This is a genomic window from Streptomyces sp. NPDC093111 (assembly GCF_040683955.1).
Taxonomy (GTDB): Bacteria; Actinomycetota; Actinomycetes; order Streptomycetales; family Streptomycetaceae; genus Streptomyces.
Genome location: NZ_JBFBNW010000018.1, coordinates 17,297 through 33,104, shown reverse-complemented (window position 1 = coordinate 33,104; position 15,808 = coordinate 17,297). Strand labels below are relative to the sequence as shown.

At 70.5% G+C, this 15,808-nt stretch carries 14 protein-coding genes and 1 riboswitch; of the genes, 4 read left to right on the top strand and 10 right to left on the bottom strand.

The features are described 5' to 3' along the window. Nucleotides 1-38: 38 nt before the first annotated feature. The 8 genes from AB0Q96_RS28955 to AB0Q96_RS28920 form a co-directional block, all read right to left on the bottom strand. Nucleotides 39-1,172 (bottom strand): dipeptide ABC transporter ATP-binding protein, encoded by a 1,134-nt coding sequence (locus tag AB0Q96_RS28955; protein ID WP_365330523.1) that lies wholly within the window; start codon nucleotides 1,170-1,172, stop codon nucleotides 39-41. Next, a complete protein-coding gene (locus tag AB0Q96_RS28950) occupies nucleotides 1,169-2,272 on the bottom strand; it encodes an ABC transporter ATP-binding protein (protein ID WP_365330521.1) in 1,104 nt (367 codons plus the stop codon). The genes AB0Q96_RS28955 and AB0Q96_RS28950 overlap by 4 nt, the downstream gene beginning before the upstream one ends. Continuing rightward, a complete protein-coding gene (locus tag AB0Q96_RS28945; protein WP_365330519.1) occupies nucleotides 2,269-3,267 on the bottom strand; it encodes an ABC transporter permease in 999 nt (332 codons plus the stop codon). Before AB0Q96_RS28945 ends, AB0Q96_RS28950 begins: the two co-directional genes overlap by 4 nt. Nucleotides 3,268-3,400: 133 nt before the next feature. Beyond that, nucleotides 3,401-5,176 carry an ABC transporter substrate-binding protein gene (locus tag AB0Q96_RS28940; protein WP_365330517.1) on the bottom strand — a complete coding sequence of 592 codons (1,776 nt, stop codon included), beginning with the start codon at nucleotides 5,174-5,176 and terminating at the stop codon, nucleotides 3,401-3,403. A 111-nt stretch (nucleotides 5,177-5,287) separates the two neighbouring features. Then, nucleotides 5,288-6,289, bottom strand: a complete 1,002-nt coding sequence (locus AB0Q96_RS28935) for an ABC transporter permease (RefSeq protein WP_365330515.1) — start codon at nucleotides 6,287-6,289, stop codon at nucleotides 5,288-5,290. 338 nt (nucleotides 6,290-6,627) lie between these two features. Next, entirely contained in the window at nucleotides 6,628-7,422 is a 795-nt protein-coding gene (locus tag AB0Q96_RS28930) for an enhanced serine sensitivity protein SseB C-terminal domain-containing protein (protein ID WP_365330513.1), read from the bottom strand. Between the two features lie 76 nt (nucleotides 7,423-7,498). Further along, nucleotides 7,499-8,236 carry an enhanced serine sensitivity protein SseB gene (locus AB0Q96_RS28925; RefSeq protein WP_365330511.1) on the bottom strand — a complete coding sequence of 246 codons (738 nt, stop codon included), beginning with the start codon at nucleotides 8,234-8,236 and terminating at the stop codon, nucleotides 7,499-7,501. Nucleotides 8,237-8,341: 105 nt separating this feature from the next. Then, nucleotides 8,342-9,022 (bottom strand): AAA family ATPase, encoded by a 681-nt coding sequence (locus AB0Q96_RS28920; RefSeq protein ID WP_365330690.1) that lies wholly within the window; start codon nucleotides 9,020-9,022, stop codon nucleotides 8,342-8,344. 172 nt (nucleotides 9,023-9,194) lie between these two features. Next, nucleotides 9,195-9,306: riboswitch (glycine riboswitch) on the top strand. Between the two features lie 159 nt (nucleotides 9,307-9,465). Between AB0Q96_RS28920 and gcvT the strand changes: the two genes are divergently transcribed. The 4 genes from gcvT (at nucleotide 9,466) to AB0Q96_RS28900 (ending at nucleotide 13,946) form a co-directional block, all read left to right on the top strand. Then, nucleotides 9,466-10,599 (top strand): glycine cleavage system aminomethyltransferase GcvT, encoded by a 1,134-nt coding sequence (gene gcvT, locus AB0Q96_RS28915; protein ID WP_365330509.1) that lies wholly within the window; start codon nucleotides 9,466-9,468, stop codon nucleotides 10,597-10,599. 131 nt (nucleotides 10,600-10,730) lie between these two features. Continuing rightward, a complete protein-coding gene (gene gcvH, locus AB0Q96_RS28910; RefSeq protein WP_365330507.1) occupies nucleotides 10,731-11,108 on the top strand; it encodes a glycine cleavage system protein GcvH in 378 nt (125 codons plus the stop codon). 24 nt (nucleotides 11,109-11,132) lie between these two features. Beyond that, nucleotides 11,133-12,392: a serine hydroxymethyltransferase gene (gene glyA / locus AB0Q96_RS28905; RefSeq protein WP_365330505.1), complete on the top strand. Its 1,260-nt coding sequence runs from the start codon at nucleotides 11,133-11,135 to the stop codon at nucleotides 12,390-12,392. Between the two features lie 168 nt (nucleotides 12,393-12,560). After that, nucleotides 12,561-13,946, top strand: a complete 1,386-nt coding sequence (locus tag AB0Q96_RS28900; RefSeq protein WP_365330503.1) for an L-serine ammonia-lyase — start codon at nucleotides 12,561-12,563, stop codon at nucleotides 13,944-13,946. On the opposite strand, the gene AB0Q96_RS28895 is transcribed toward AB0Q96_RS28900, so the two are convergent. Then, nucleotides 13,947-14,585, bottom strand: coding sequence for a hypothetical protein (locus AB0Q96_RS28895; RefSeq protein WP_365330501.1), 639 nt, complete (start codon nucleotides 14,583-14,585; stop codon nucleotides 13,947-13,949). Then, the gene (locus tag AB0Q96_RS28890; protein ID WP_365330500.1) at nucleotides 14,582-15,736 is read right to left on the bottom strand and encodes a hypothetical protein; all 1,155 of its coding nucleotides are present in this window, start codon (nucleotides 15,734-15,736) and stop codon (nucleotides 14,582-14,584) included. The genes AB0Q96_RS28895 and AB0Q96_RS28890 overlap by 4 nt, the downstream gene beginning before the upstream one ends. Between the last annotated feature and the right edge of the window lie 72 nt (nucleotides 15,737-15,808).

Here is a 15,808-nt window from a genome sequence, read left to right as displayed (position 1 = left end):
CCCGCCGCCCGGGGGGCGGTGGGGGCCTCGCGGCGTGCTCAGGACTCCGGGGTCGGACGGTCCGTCGTGTCCGGTTCCTCGGTCGACGGCTCCGGCTCGGACGGCTTCGGTTCGGCCGGCTCCGGCTTCTTCGTGATTGTCACCTCGACCGACTCGCGGGCTGCGGGGACCGTCACTCCCTCGGCGTTCTCCGGGTGGTGGCAGGCCACCCGCTGGCCCGGGCGCAGTTCCAGGAGCGGGGGCTCCTGGATCTTGCACACCTCTGTCGCCTTCCAGCAGCGGGTGTGGAAACGGCAGCCCGGCGGCGGGGCGATCGGCGACGGGACGTCACCGGTCAGCAGGATGCGGTCGGTCTTCTGGCCCCGGCGGCGCGGGTCCGGGATCGGGACCGCGGACATCAGCGCGCGGGTGTACGGGTGCATCGGGGACTCGTACAGGGACTTGCGGTCGGCGAGTTCGACGACCTTGCCCAGGTACATGACCGCGATGCGGTCCGACACGTGCCGGATGACCGACAGGTCGTGCGCGATGATCACGTAGGTGAGGCCGAGCTCCTGCTGGAGGTCGTCCAGGAGGTTGACCACCTGCGCCTGGATGGAGACGTCCAGGGCGGAGACGGGCTCGTCCGCGACCACCAGCTTGGGCTTGAGCGCGAGCGCGCGGGCGATGCCGATGCGCTGGCGCTGGCCGCCCGAGAACTCGTGCGGGTAGCGGTTGTAGTGCTCGGGGTTGAGACCGACCAGGCCGAGGAGGCGCTGGACCTCCTTCTTCACACCGCCCTCGGGCTCGACGCCCTGGAGCTTGAAGGGGGCCGAGACGATCGCGCCGACCGTGTGGCGCGGGTTCAGGGAACCGTACGGGTCCTGGAAGATCATCTGGACGTCGCGGCGCAGCGGACGCATCTTCGCGACCCCGAGGTGCGAGATGTCCGTGCCCTCGAACTCGATCTTCCCGCCGGTCGGTTCCAGGAGGCGGGTGATCAGGCGGCCCATCGTCGACTTGCCGCAGCCCGACTCGCCGACCACGCCGAGGGTCTCCCCGGGGTAGACCTCGAAGTCGATGCCGTCGACCGCCTTCACGGCGCCGGTCTGCCGCTGCAGCAGCCCCTTCTTGATGGGGAAGTGCTTCTGCAGGCCGGTGACCTTCAGCAGGGGTTCCGTCGTCTCGCTCACAGCTTCGGCGCAATCTCTTCGGTCCAGATCCGGTTCCGCTCCTCCTGCGACATGTGGCAGGCCGAGAAGTGTCGGGAACCGGTCTCCGTCAGCTCGGGGCGTACGGTCCGGGTGATGCCGCCCTTGGGCAGGTCCGCGTACGGGCAGCGCGGGTTGAAGGCGCAGCCGCTGGGGACGTTGATGAGGCTCGGCGGGTTGCCCTTGACCGGGATGAGCCGCTCGGTCTGGTCCCGGTCGATGCGCGGCATGGAGCCCAGCAGACCCCAGGTGTAGGGGTGCTTCGGCTCGTAGAAGACGTCCTCGGCCGAGCCGCGCTCCACGCACCGTCCGCCGTACATCACGAGGATGTCGTCGGCGATCTCGGCGACCACGCCGAGATCGTGGGTGATGATGACGACCGCGGAGCCGAACTCCTTCTGCAGGTCCCGCATCAGGTCGAGGATCTGCGCCTGGACGGTCACGTCGAGCGCGGTGGTCGGCTCGTCCGCGATGAGCAGCTCGGGGTTGTTGACCAGCGCCATCGCGATCATCGCGCGCTGGCGCATGCCGCCGGAGAACTCGTGCGGGTAGTTCTCGAAGCGCTTGGCCGGCTCGGGGATGCCCACCCGGTCGAGGAGTTCGACGGCCCGCTTGCGGGCGGTCTTCTTGTCGACGGGGTGGTGGACCCGGTAGGCCTCCACGATCTGGGCGCCGACCGTGTAGTACGGGTGCATCGCGGACAGCGGGTCCTGGAAGATCATCGCCATCTCGCGGCCGCGCATCTTGCGCACGGTGTCCGCGTCGGCGGTGAGCAGCTCCCGGCCGTTGAGCCAGATCTCGCCGGAGATGCGGGCCTTCTGCCGGCCGTACTGGCCGACGGTGTGCAGGCCCATGATGCCGAGCGAGGTGACCGACTTGCCGGAGCCGGACTCGCCCACGATGCCGAGGGTCTTGCCCTTCTCCAGCTGGAAGGAGAGGCCGTCGACCGACTTGACCAGGCCGTCGTCGGTCGGGAAGTGGATCTTCAGGTCGCGGACGTCGAGGAACGCGTCGGAGGGCGCGTTCCCGGTGGCGACCGGCTCGCCGACGGCGGCGCCGGTCCGTGCCAGCTTGTCGGTCATGCCAGCCTCACTCGGGGGTCGATCACTGCGTACAGAAGGTCCACCACGAGGTTCGCGAGGACGACACAGGCGGCGGTGATGAGCGTGACGGCCATGATCAGCGGCAGGTCGCGGTCGCTCACGCCCTTGATGGCCATCCAGCCGAGGCCCTGGAGGTTGAACGCGGTCTCGGTGAGGATCGCGCCGCCGACGAGGGCGCCGAGGTCCATGCCGAAGATGGTCAGGATGGGCGTCATGGTGGAGCGCATGGCGTGCTTGCCGAGCACGACCGGCTCCGGCAGGCCCTTGGCCCGCGCGGTGCGGATGTAGTCCTCGCCGAGGACCTCCAGCATGGTGGCGCGGGTGAGGCGCGCGTACATCGCCGCGTACAGGAAGGCGAGGGTGACCCACGGGAGGATCAGACCGCCGAACCAGCCGCCGATCGATTCGCCGAACGGCACGTACGTGGCGTCGAGCCAGCCCAGCTGGGTGCGGAAGACGAGCATCGCCAGCATGGCCGTGAAGAAGATGGGGAGCGAGACGCCGGCGAGCGCGGTGATCATCGCCGCGCGGTCGACGATCGTGCCCCGCTTGAGCGCGGAGAGGACACCGGTGGAGACGCCGAGGACCAGCCACAGCACGGCCGCGCCGATGACCATGGACAGGGTGATCGGGAAGGCGTCGACCAGCATGGACCAGACGTCCTGCTCGGTCTTGAACGAGTAGCCGAAGCAGGGCGCCGCGCAGTGGATCGAGTCGCCGCCGCCCACGTAGTCGCGGCCGACGAAGATTCCGGAGACGAAGTGCCAGAACTGCACCAGGATCGGATCGCCGAGGCCCAGCTTCTGACGGACGCCCTCGATGGCAGCCGGATCCGCCTGCTTGCCGACGAACATCGCGGCAGGGTCACTGCCGGTCAGCTTGGGGATGAGGAAGAAGATGCTGAGCGTCACCAGGGTGACGACGAGCAGCATCATGACGACCGCGAAGAGTCGTCGGATTATGTATGCAAGCATGCGGTCGGCCGGTCGGCGGCCGGGGAACCCGATCGGGTTCCCCGGCCGCCGCGCACGGCCCTCACCTGCCCTTCGGACCTAGCGGCGGGTGCGCCGTTGGAGCGAGTTGGTTTCAGACTCGGCTGGAGGCGACTTACTTGACGACGCCGAGCGACGCGTAGTCGTAGCGGCCGTTGTAGGCGTCGGCCGTGTAGACGTTGGTCAGGCGCGAACCGCGCCAGATGATGTTCTTCTCGTGGGTGAAGGGCAGGTAGACCGCGGCCTCGGAGACCTTGGTGTTGATCTGCTTGTAGAGCTCGCCGGCCTTGGTCGGGTCGGTCTCCTTCAGCGCCTGGTCGAACAGGCCGTTGACGGCCGGGTCGTTCAGCTCGGAGAAGTTGTTGTTGCCGGACTGCAGGATGAAGCGGCCGTCGACGAGCGGCTGCAGGAAGCCCTGGCCGGTCGGGAAGTCGGCGCCCCAGCCCATGATGATGATGCCGTAGCCCTTCTCCTTGACCACCTTCGGCGAACCGATGATGCCGGAGGTCTGGGCGCCGTCGAACTGGTCGATCTGGGCGTCGATGCCGACGGCCTTCAGCGACTGCTGGAGGGACTCGGCGGTCGCGATCTCGATCTTCTTGTTGTTGCGGACCGCGATCGTGGTCTTGAAGCCGTTCGGCTTACCGCACTTCTTCAGCGCGTCCTTCGCCTTGGCGAGGTCCGGGGCACCGCCCAGCTTGCCGTACGGGTCGTACTTCGGGTCGGCACCCTTGATCGCCGGCGGCAGCATGTTGGAGGCGATGTCGCCACCGGCCTGCGGGCCGCCACGGGCGGTCTGGAGGGACTTCGAGTCGGCCGCGTAGATGATGGCCTTGCGGCACTCGACGTTGTTGATGACCGTCTGCGGGAAGACCGCGTAGCGGATGAAGCCGGTCTGCGGGTTGTCCGCGTTCGCCTTGTTCTGCTGGAGGACCTTCTGGCGGGCGGCGGCGCCGACACCGGTCGCGTTGATGTCGAGGTCGTACTCGCCCTCGATCAGGCGGTTGTCCATGTCGTCGGCGTTCGTGGTGAACGTGACGCTGATGGTGTCCGGCAGGGCCTTGCGGATGTTGTCCGACTTGGCGTCCCAGTTCTCGTTGCGCACGAGCTTCATGGACTTGTTCGGGGAGTACGACTGCCACTTGTAGGGGCCGGAGGAGAAGACGTTCAGGCCGTACTTGGCCTTGGTGTCCTTGTCCTGGCGGACCGGGGAGGCGGCGGGCATCGCCAGCATCTGCAGGAAGTCGCCGTTGGCGACCGGCAGCTTGAAGACGATGGTCTTGTCGTCCGGGGTCTCGATCGCCTTGAGGCCCAGCTTGTCCGCGGCGGTGTCCTTGTACGGGCCCGCGTAGGTCTTCTTGGGGTCGAGGACCTGCTGGAGGTAGATCGGGCCGCCGGAGATGACGTCCTGGGCCCAGATGCGCTCGATGCCGTACTTGACGTCCTTGGAGGTGATCGGCTTGCCGTCCTCCCACTTCACGCCGTCCTTCAGCGTGAACGTGTAGGTGAGGCCGTCCTCCGAGACCTTGCCCGCGTCGGTGGCGAGGTCCGGGACCAGCTCCGTGGAGGCGGCGCCCGGCTCCGACTTGAACGAGACCAGCTGGCGCGTGTAGTAGCGCTGGAAGTCCCACACGAAGCCGTAGTAACCGCGCTGCGGGTCCCACGAGTCGGCCTCCTGCGAGCCGATGAACTTCAGCTCGCCGCCCTTCTTGTCGGAGGGGCTGGCGACCTGGTTCACCGCGGCGTTGAAGCCGGGCGCACCCGCCTTGCCGCCCTTGGCGCCGCTGTCGCCGCCCTTGCCGCCGCCGCACGCGGTGGTCGCGACCATCGTGGCCGCGGCGAGCAGCGCGCCTGCGGCGATTCTGCGCCTCTGGGAGCTGTTCAGAGTCATGGTCGAGCAACCTCCGAAGTAATGGCGGCCGTTGTCACGGTGGTCCGCCGTTGGGGGATGTGCCTCCTGTCGACAGCGGCAGGGGCTGGTCTTGCGGTGAACGGCGTACGGTCAGCGGGAGCTCTTCGGGTCGAGCGCGTCGCGCACGCCGTCGCCGAAGAGGTTGAACGCCAGCACGGTGATGAAGATCGCGAGGCCGGGGATCACCATGAAGAGCGGGTCGGCCTCGTAGGTGGTGATGGCCGTCGACAGCATCTGCCCCCAGGAAGCGGTGGGAGGCTTCACACCCGCACCGAGGAAGCTGAGCGCCGCTTCGGTGAGGATGTTGGTGGGGATCATCAGGGTGGTATAGACCATGATCGGGGCGATCAGGTTGGGCAGCAGCTCCCGGCGCAGGATGTACAGCCGGCCGGCGCCCAGGCTCTGGGCGGCCTCGACGTACTCCCGGTTGCGCAGACTGAGCGTCTGGCCTCGGACGATGCGGCCCACGTAGGGCCAGCCGAAGAAGCCGATCACGACGACCAGGGCGACGATGCGGACGCCCGAACCGTCGAGGCCGAGGAGCTGGTTCGGCAGCACCGAGACCAGGGCGATGGTGAACAGCAGCTGCGGGAAGGCGAGCATGACGTCCATGACCCGGCTGAGGGCCGCGTCGATCCAGCCGCCGAAGTAGCCGGCGACGACGCCGAGGACGGTGCCGAGCAGGACCGCGAAGAGCGCCGCGGCGAAGGCCACGAGCAGCGAGATCCGGGCGCCGTAGACGATGCGGCTGAAGACGTCGCGGCCGTTGACCGGCTCGACGCCGAAGAGGAAGTCGGAGCTCACACCGCCCCAGGAGCCGATCGGCGTGCCGAAGAGCGGGTCGATCTGGTCCTCGTGGAACTCGTCCGGAGGGTGACCGAGGAGGCCGACGATGACCGGGGCGAAGAGAGCGACCAGGATCAGGAAGACGACCACGAAGGCGCCCGCGAGGGCGAGTTTGTCGCGCTTCAGCCGGGTCCAGGCGATCTTCCAGGGGGAACGTCCCTCGATCGCCTGGGCCGGCGCGTCGGGCACGGCGTCGACGGCCGCGGCCTGCTCGGCCGCATTCGTCTCGTGCAGTGGTGCCGTCATCGTGGTGAGGACCCCTCTCGGCCGCCGGGTCGCCGGCCCTTGCCCGCCGCGGGTAGCGGCTCGGTGGAACAACTGCTGGGCACCGGCTCGGGGGGAGCCGAACGCCTGGTGTTCCGGGGAGTCTTCAATGTGTCCGCGATCACCCGCCAGACCCCAAGAGGAATGTTTGCGTAAACGTGATGCGGTGCGGTGTCTTCCGTTATCCGGACGTCGTGATCGTGTGAGCGGACCAACTCGGCCGCTATTCGACCAGACCGGACATCCCGCTCAACTCCTGCCGTGCAGGAGTGAATTGGGGTGACGGAAGTGACGGAACGGACGTACCCGTCCGGGTCGGGTCAGTACGGGCGGGGCGCGGCCGGCGGGTAGCCGTAGCCGGGGGTCTGCGGGGCCGGCGCGGGGGCGGCGTGCGCGTCGCGGTCGTAGAAGGGCCGGGCGTGGGCGTGCAGCCACATCGCGACCGGGTCGTACGCGTCGGACATCGCGACCGTGGAGACGGGCAGCCCCTCGGGGACGGCCGTCACGGTCTGGCGCATCATCGTGCGCACCGCCTCGACGGAGGCCGGCGAGGAGTCGTAGAGGTCCAGACCGATGGCGAGGTACGGGGAGCCCAGCGCGGGCTGCACCCAGGCGCGGCGCAGCGAGCGCACGGCGGGGGTGCGGTGGGCGTTCTGCGTGAGCAGGGCGTAGAACTGCGGGATCTCCACGGCCGGTTCGCTCAGGCGCAGGGGTCCGGCGGGCATCCGGTCCAGACCGGTGGCGATGCGGCGCAGATCGGCCCAGGGGATGCCGACGCCGCCGCCGGGGGCGTGCGGATTCAGCCAGATCCCCCAGCGGTCGGGGTAGAGGGCGCGGGCGATCTCCAGGCCGGAGGCGAGCTCGTGGGCGCGGTTCCAGCCGGAGGCGGCGAGCTCCTGGGCGGAGGTGACGCACGGCGCGTAGCCGAAGCCGTCGACCTCCATGTTCCCGTACTGGGCGTCGGGCGAGCCGGGCGAGCCCTGCCAGAGCAGCATCCAGACGTCGGCGGTGGCGAGGGCGTGCAGCAGCTGCTCGTAGGCGTCGGGGCGCCCGGGTGTCACCTGGCGCAGCGTGTGCTCGACCATTCCGGTCGCAGCGGTGCCTGACGCGCTCACCTTTGGGTCCCGCCCCTCGTCGTCCGTATCGCGGTGTGGATCGGCTTGAATCAGTTCAGCTTAAACAGGGGGGCGCTCACACGGCGGCGCGCTGGTAGAAGGGGCGCACCTTCGCCAGCATCCAGTCGCCGACCGGGTCCTGTGCCACGTCGAGCAGGATGAGGTTGACCGGCCAGGCGGCCTCGACCCGGCCGAGGGCGCGGCCGAGGGCGTCGAGCGGCCCGTTGCGGTCGGCTTCGGGGCTGAGCAGCTGGACGCCGATGAAGAGGGCGGGTTCGGTGCCCTCGACGCTGGCGAGGACGCGGCGGGCGGTGGCGACGGTGCCGGTGGCCTCGAACTCGGCGGAGGCGGCGGCGAGGAAGTCGACGGGGTCGTCCTGCCAGTCGGGCTCGAAGAGGCGGACGCGTCCGCCGCTGGCGGGGCCGTCGAGGGGGGTGCGGCCGGTCCGGCAGAGTTCGGCGACGGCGGGCGGCGGCAGCGGGACGCCGACGGTGCCGCCGGGGTTCACGGCGATGCCGAGCTGCGGGGGCAGGCCGCGGGCGAAGTCGCGGGCGGGGGCGACGGTGAAGGACATGTGGGCGCCGACGCAGGCGAGGAACTGCTGCTCGGAGCTGAAGACGGGCACGTAGGCGTAGCCGTCTATCTCCAGGGTGGGCAGGTCGAGGTCGCTGCTGTCGGGGCTTCCGCCGTTGGGCAGCGGGACCCATACGGGGCTGCGCCCGAGCACCTCGACCAGTCGGCCGCCGGCCGAGGGGTTGCCGAGCGAGGCGGCCAGTACTTCTTCGAGCTCATTGCCCGGCCACGTCACGTCCACGGTCTCGTCTTCTCCCACCCTCTCGGCACATGGTGCGGTTCAGCACCTTAACGGCGCGTCGGCGCCGCCGTGACCGAAAAAGGTGCGGAAAGGCCGTGGAGTGCCTCACGACACGTCGCGGAACTCGATCTTCCGCAGACTGTCGGCCGCGTCCCGGTCGAGCAGGGTGACCGAGGCGCAGCCGGGCGGCAGCCGGCCGGCCTCGGCGGTGCCCACCAGCCGGCCGACGGCGCGGCGGTGGCGGGCGAAGGCGTAGCCCGAGACGCCGCGGCCGCGGGCCAGCTGTCCTTCACGGGCGGTGGAGGGCTCGACGTCGAGCAGGATCAGGTGCAGGGCGGTGCCGCGGCGCCGGGCCTCGCGGGCGAGCCAGCCGCGCACCCAGGACTGGGTGCCGCAGTCGTGGACGACGACGCTCGCGCCGGAGCGCAGGACGCGGCGGAGCCCCGCGTAGTGCGCGAGGCGGGCGAGCGGGCGGTAGACGGCGTAGGGCAGGAAGCGGGGCAGCCGGGCCTCCCAGCGCTCGCGGGTGTGCTGGGAGTCGATGGCGCGGCCCTCGGCCGTACGGCCCATGAGGGTCGACTTGCCGCTGCCGGGGAGTCCGGAGACGACCACGACGTCGCCCGGGGCGAAGGCCAGGGCGCGGGGGCTCCGGCCGCCCCGGTCGCGCAGGTCGCGCAGCAGCCGGCCGCGGCGGGTCCGGGCGCGGGCCCGGGCTCCGGCGCGCTGTACGGGTATGCCCGCGCCCGCCGCGTACGCTCCGGCGCGCGGGCCTGGACGCATCGGCATCCTCGGCGGCATCTGCATCGCGTCGCTCCCCCTGGTAGGCCCTGCGGAGACCCTTGCCCACGAAGTGTAAAGAAAGGGTAATGAGACGCAAGCGATTTGCCGGGCCGAACCGCCGTGCAATGATGTGCGCGCAGACGCTCGCACGAGCGTCCACAACCACATACCGGCCGCTCGAATCCGCGCGGGAGAGTTCCGGTCACGCACCGCAGTCACTGGGTGCGCCCGGGCGCCGAAGGAGCAAGTTCCTCCCTTGAATCTCTCAGGCCCCGTACCGCGTGGATGAGGCAGATCTGAAAAGCGGGCCGCGCCTGTCGCGGTCCCACCCAAGGTGCAAGCCGAGGATGCCCTCGGTGAACCTCTCAGGTTCCATGACAGATGGGGAGGACACCGTCCTCCGTCATGCATGTCGTGCCCCGCACGCCCTGGGACCCGGGAGCCACCCGATGAGCACTGCCCCCCGCCTGACCGCCCTCGATGCGCTGCATCGTTCGCTCGGCGCGACCATGACCGACTTCGCCGGCTGGGACATGCCGCTGCGTTACGGCAGCGAGCGCGACGAGCACAACGCCGTCCGCAACCAGGCGGGCCTCTTCGACCTCTCCCACATGGGCGAGATCACCGTCACGGGCCCGCAGGCCGTGGAGCTCCTGGACCACGCCCTCGTCGGCAACATCTCCACGGTGGGCAACGGCCGCGCCCGTTACACGATGATCTGCCAGGAGGACGGCGGCATCCTCGACGACCTGATCGTCTACCGCCTCGGCGAGACGGAGGCCCCCGAGTACATGGTCGTCGCCAACGCCTCCAACGCCCAGATCGTCCTGGACGCGCTGGTGGCCCGCTCCGAGGGCTTCGACGCCGAGGTCCGCGACGACCGCGAGGCCTACGCGCTGCTCGCCGTCCAGGGCCCGGAGTCCCCCGGCATCCTGAAGTCCCTCACCGACGCCGACCTGGACGGTCTGAAGTACTACGCCGGTCTGCCCGGCACCGTCGCCGGCGTGCCCGCGCTGATCGCCCGCACCGGCTACACGGGCGAGGACGGCTTCGAGCTGTTCCTGAAGCCCGAGCACGCCGAGGGCGTGTGGCGGGCGCTGACCGAGGCGGGCGCGGGCGTCGGCCTGATCCCCTGCGGCCTGTCCTGCCGCGACACGCTCCGCCTGGAGGCGGGCATGCCGCTGTACGGCCACGAGCTGACCACCGCGCTGACCCCCTTCGACGCGGGCCTCGGCCGGGTCGTCAAGTTCGAGAAGACCACCAACGAGGGCCGTTTCGTCGGCCGCGAGGCGCTGGAGAAGGCCGCCGAGCGCGCCGAGTCCGCCCCGCCGCGCAAGCTGGTCGGCCTGATCGCCGAGGGCCGCCGGGTCCCGCGCGCCGGCTTCGCCGTCGTCGCGAACGGGCAGGTCGTCGGCGAGGTCACCTCCGGCGCCCCGTCGCCGACGCTGGGCAAGCCGATCGCCATGGCGTACGTGGACGCGGAGTTCGCCGCGCCCGGCACCGAGGGCGTCGGCGTCGACATCCGTGGTGCGCACGAGCCGTACGAGGTCGTGGCGCTGCCGTTCTACAAGCGCCAGAAGTGACATGACGGGACCCGGGTGACGCACCCGGGTCCCCGAGGAGTGACGTTTCCCTCACCCGGATGTCTCACTTCGTGTCTCAGCACGCAAGACCCACGTTCATCAGTACTCCCTCGATCCAGGAGAATCAGGTCATGAGCAACCCCCAGCAGCTGCGCTACAGCAAGGAGCACGAGTGGCTGTCGGCCGTCGAGGACGGCGTCGCCACGATCGGCATCACGGAGCACGCGGCCAACGCGCTCGGTGACATCGTCTACGTGCAGCTCCCCGAGGTCGGCGACACCGTGACCGCGGGCGAGACCTGCGGCGAGCTGGAGTCCACGAAGTCCGTCAGCGACCTGTACGCCCCGGTGACCGGCGAGGTCGTCGAGGCCAACCAGGACGTCGTCGACGACCCGGCGCTCGTGAACTCCGCTCCGTTCGAGGGCGGCTGGCTGTTCAAGGTGCGCCTCGCGGGCGAGCCGGACGACCTGCTCACCGCCGACGAGTACACCGCCTTCACCGCCGGCTAAACCGAGACCCCCAGGGATCGATTCATGTCGCTTCTGAACACCCCTCTCCACGAGCTGGACCCGGACGTCGCCGCCGCCGTCGCCGCCGAGCTCCGCCGCCAGCAGTCCACCCTCGAGATGATCGCCTCGGAGAACTTCGCTCCGGTCGCGGTCATGGAGGCCCAGGGCTCGGTCCTCACCAACAAGTACGCCGAGGGCTACCCCGGTCGCCGGTACTACGGCGGCTGCGAGCACGTCGACGTGGCCGAGCAGATCGCCATCGACCGGATCAAGGACCTGTTCGGCGCCGAGTACGCCAACGTGCAGCCCCACTCCGGTGCCTCCGCCAACCAGGCCGCCCTCTTCGCGATCGCCCAGCCGGGCGACACGATCCTCGGCCTGGACCTGGCGCACGGCGGTCACCTGACCCACGGCATGCGCCTGAACTTCTCCGGCAAGCAGTTCAACGTGGTCGCGTACCACGTCGACGAGGCCGGTCTGGTCGACATGGCCGAGGTCGAGCGCCTCGCCAAGGAGCACCGCCCCAAGGTGATCATCGCGGGCTGGTCCGCCTACCCGCGTCAGCTGGACTTCGCCGAGTTCCGCCGGATCGCCGACGAGGTCGAGGCCTACCTGTGGGTCGACATGGCCCACTTCGCGGGTCTCGTCGCCGCGGGTCTGCACCCGAACCCGGTCGAGTACGCGGACGTGGTCACCTCGACCACGCACAAGACGCTCGGCGGCCCGCGCGGCGGCATCATCCTGGCGAAGAAGGAGTTCGCCAAGAAGCTGAACTCCTCGGTCTTCCCCGGCTTCCAGGGCGGCCCGCTGGAGCACGTGATCGCGGCCAAGGCCGTCTCCTTCAAGGTCGCGGCCTCGGAGGAGTTCAAGGAGCGCCAGCAGCGCACCCTGGACGGCGCCCGCATCATCGCCGAGCGCCTGGTCCAGGACGACGTCACCGCGCACGGTGTCTCCGTCCTGTCCGGCGGCACCGACGTGCACCTGCTCCTCGTCGACCTGCGCAACTCGGAGCTCGACGGCCAGCAGGCCGAGGACCGTCTCCACGAGGTCGGCATCACGGTCAACCGGAACGCCGTTCCGAACGACCCGCGCCCGCCGATGGTCACCTCCGGCCTGCGCATCGGCACGCCGGCCCTCGCGACCCGCGGCTTCCAGGCCGAGGACTTCGCCGAGGTCGCCGACGTCATCGCCGAGACGCTGAAGCCCGGCTTCGACGCCGAGGCGCTGAAGGCCCGGGTGACGGCGCTCGCCGACAAGCACCCGCTGTACCCCGGCCTGAAGTAGTTTCGTACCCTTTTGTTACCGGGTTCTTTTGCGCCCGTTCGTACGAAACCTCCGGGGCACCGCGCACACTGGACAGTGAGCGCGGTGCCCCGGCCCCTTGCTCCACCGCTCTTCGTTTCTGCGCCACCCCGGCAGACAACGGCGTCTAGCCCCCACAAGGAGTCCCCCGTGGCCATCTCGGTCTTCGACCTGTTCTCGATCGGCATCGGCCCGTCGAGCTCCCACACGGTGGGCCCCATGCGCGCGGCCCGGATGTTCGCCCGCCGGCTGAAGAACGAGGGGCTGCTCGCCCACACGGCGGCGATACGAGCGGAGCTGTACGGCTCGCTGGGCGCCACCGGCCACGGCCACGGCACCCCGAAGGCCGTCCTCCTCGGCCTGGAGGGCAACTCCCCGCGGACCGTCGACGTCGAGCACGCCGACGAGGAGTTCGAGCGGATCAAGTCGAGCGGCCGGATCAACCTGCTCGGCATGCACGAGATCCCGTTCTCCTTCGACGACGACCTGATCCTGCACCGCCGCAAGGCGCTGCCGTACCACGCCAACGGCATGACGGTCTTCGCGTACGACGCCGAGGGCGCCCTCGTCCTGGAGAAGACGTACTACTCGGTCGGCGGCGGCTTCGTCGTCGACGAGGACGCGGTCGCCGGCGAGAACCCGATCGTCCCCGAGGACACCGTCCTGAAGTACCCCTTCCGCACCGGCGACGAGCTGCTCCGCCTCGCCAAGGAGACCGGCCTGTCGATCTCCTCGCTGATGCTGGAGAACGAGAAGGCCTGGCGCACCGAGGACGAGATCCGCGCCGGCCTCCTGGAGATCTGGCGCGTCATGCAGGCCTGCGTCTCGCGCGGCATGTCCCGCGAGGGCATCCTGCCCGGCGGCCTCAAGGTCCGCCGCCGCGCCGCCACCTCCGCCCGCAAGCTGCGCTCCGAGGGCGACCCGGCCGCGCACGCGATGGAGTGGATCACCCTCTACGCGATGGCCGTGAACGAGGAGAACGCCGCGGGCGGCCGGGTGGTCACCGCCCCGACCAACGGCGCGGCCGGCATCATCCCCGCCGTCCTGCACTACTACATGAACTTCGGCACCGGCTCCTGCACCCCGGAGGAGAAGGAGGACGGTGTGGTCCGCTTCCTCCTCGCCGCCGGCGCGATCGGCATGCTCTTCAAGGAGAACGCCTCCATCTCCGGCGCCGAGGTCGGCTGCCAGGGCGAGGTCGGCTCGGCCTGCTCGATGGCGGCCGGCGCCCTCGCCGAGGTGCTCGGCGGCTCCCCCGAGCAGGTCGAGAACGCGGCCGAGATCGGCATGGAGCACAACCTCGGTCTCACCTGCGACCCGGTCGGCGGCCTGGTCCAGATCCCGTGCATCGAGCGCAACGGCATGGCGGCGGTCAAGGCCGTCACGGCGGCGAAGATGTCGATGCGCGGCGACGGCAGCCACATGGTCTCCCTCGACAAGGTCATCAAGACCATGAAGGAGACCGGCGCCGACATGAGCGTGAAGTACAAGGAGACCGCGCGCGGCGGCCTCGCCGTGAACATCATCGAGTGCTGATCAGCCGCCGCTGACCCCCGGGACGGTCCGGGCCCGGTACGGGTCCGGCGCCGGCTCCTGCGCGAGCAGCGGCACCGGGCCGCGCAGCGCGAAGGTACCCGGCAGGTCCAGCGGGCCGCCCTTGCGCTCGACCATGACCGCGCCCTGCACGGCGAGGCTCGCGTCCACCGAGCAGGTCCCCGAGGTCACCCCGGTCAGACACGCGTCCCGGACCACGCAGACGAACCCGGACACCCAGAAGACCAGGGTGAGCTCCAACTGGAGGGTGCCCAGCTTCGCGCCGTCCACGTAGACGTCGACGTACGGCCGGTGCGTCGAGGTGATCCGGTGGGTCGCCAGCGCCACGACCTCCTCGCTGCCCGGCAGCTCCCGGGTGCGCCGGGCGGCGGCCCGCAGCGCCGAGTGGCCGCGCCAGCCGCCGGCCGCGAGGTCCAGCACGTCGAGGCCGAGGAACTCGTCCACGACACCGGCCAGCTCGTGCTCGACGGCCCGGTCGGCGGCGGGCGTCCTCCCCCGCACCGGCGCGAGCAGCGGGCCCGCCGTGCCGTGGGCGCGCAGCGGGCCGTCGAGGTCCTCCCCCGGCCCGAGCAGGAACGAGCGGACGGTCGCGGGGGCCGCGCGGGCCGCGGTGGTGCTCATCGGTCCTCCTCCTCGTCGAGGCTCTGCCGGCCGGGGTCCGGGTGCGGGTCCAGCCGCGTCGCGTGGGTGGGCGGCTCGCCGGGCGCCCGCGTCTCGGTCAGCTCGGCACTGCCGGCGACCGGACGGAGCGTGGCCTTCACATGCCCGCGGACCCAGCGGGGACCGCGATGCAGCCGCCCGAAGTACGCCCCGGCGGCCACGGCGAGCGCGAGCGCCCCGCCGAGGGAGGCGGGCCCGACGATCCAGCCGACCGGGGTGGTGGAACCACCGGTGCCACCACCGGAGGCGGAACCGCCACCGTCCGTCGTACCGCCGCCGTCGGTCGTGCCACCGCCGTCGGTCGTGCCGCCGCCGTCGGTGGTCCCGCCGTCCTGCGTGGTCCCACCATCCTGGGTCGTCCCGCCGTCCTGAGTGGTCCCTCCGTCTTGCGTCGTCCCACCATCCTGAGTCGTCCCGCCGGTCTCCGTGACCCCACCGTTCTGCTTCTCCTCGCCCGTCACCGTGAACGGCGCGCTCGCCGACACGTCCGGGTAGCCGACGCACACGGCCCGGATGGAGTACGTGCCCGGCTTGGCGTCCTTCGGGACGTCGAGCGACTGGGAGAAGGTGCCCGTCTCCGCTCCGACGTCGATGCGGTAGTCCAGCGCCTTCGTCTGGTCCACGTACAGCTCGACGTCCTCCGCGGAGCACTTCCCGAAGCCCGAGCCCTGGACGGTGAACGAGGTCCCGGGCGCGCCCTTCGAGCGGTCGAGGGTGACGGACGGAGTCTGGTCCGGGGGCTGAGGCGGGGGCTGGGGGGCGCCGCCGGGGTCGGTGACCGTGAAGGTGCCGGTGGCGTGGTCGGCGTCCGGGGAACAGTCGGCCACGATCCGGTGCGCGCCGGGCGAGGTGCCCTGGGGGATCCGGACGACGCCGGAGAGCGTGTGGGTGGCCTGCTTCACGTACGCCGAGGTGGTGGGTCCGCCCTCCAGGCCGAGCTGGGCCACGTCGCAGTCCTCGAAGCCGGTACCGGTCACGGAGACGCTGGTGCCGGCGGGGCCCGACCCGGGGCTCAGGGAGAGCGCCTCGACCTTCAGCAGCCGCTCGGGGGCGGCCGAGGCGAGGGGGGTGAGGGCGAAGGGGCCCACGCTGATCGCTGCGCTCAGAAGCACGGCCATCAGAGATCGACGCGCCAGTCGCACGGCAGTGAACATGAGGATGAGGGGGTGGGAGGATCACTCCCC